At 45.5% G+C, this 409-nt stretch carries 2 protein-coding genes; one reads left to right on the top strand and one right to left on the bottom strand.

Annotation, left to right across the window (positions count from 1 at the left end; all coding sequences use genetic code 11):
• On the bottom strand, positions 1–108 hold a 108-nt coding region (locus tag NE473_RS30425), incomplete at its 3' end, for a Spo0B domain-containing protein (RefSeq protein WP_256265578.1).
• On the opposite strand from NE473_RS30425, the gene NE473_RS30420 reads away from it, so the two are divergent.
• Positions 107–409 (top strand): sensor histidine kinase (locus NE473_RS30420; RefSeq protein WP_256265577.1); only part of this gene is annotated, 303 nt, incomplete at its 3' end. The two genes, NE473_RS30425 and NE473_RS30420, sit on opposite strands and share 2 nt — an antisense overlap.

Below are 409 nucleotides of genomic sequence, written 5' to 3'. Positions count from 1 at the left end.
CCTGGAATTCGCGTAAATCTCTTCGATATAATGAAGTGCATCATGGTACTGTTCCAGTTCGATAAAGGAAGCGATGCAGTGCAGATGGTTTTTCAGATCGTGCCGCATGGCTGCCACTCTTTATAATTCCTTATCACTTATCAACAGCCGTGCGATTCTGTCCGGGCAGAACGATATCAGCGAAATGGTCATTCTCCTATCCACGTTTTACCGCACTGCGCTGAATAAAGGAAAAGATATCACTACACTTGAAAATGAACTGATGAATATTCAGGCCTATGTAAAGATTCAGCTCTTCTCCTACAGCGAGTCCATCGAAGTTGTTTACAACATCGAGGAGGCCTTAGCCGGCGTTCCATATCCCAATTTCATTCTCCAGCCACTGGTGGAAAATGCGCTGGTCCATGGC

It is taken from the genome of Hungatella sp. SL.1.14, from assembly GCF_024460495.1.
Classification (GTDB): Bacteria; Bacillota; Clostridia; order Lachnospirales; family Lachnospiraceae; genus Hungatella; species Hungatella hathewayi.
This window is presented reverse-complemented; position numbering and strand designations above follow the sequence as displayed.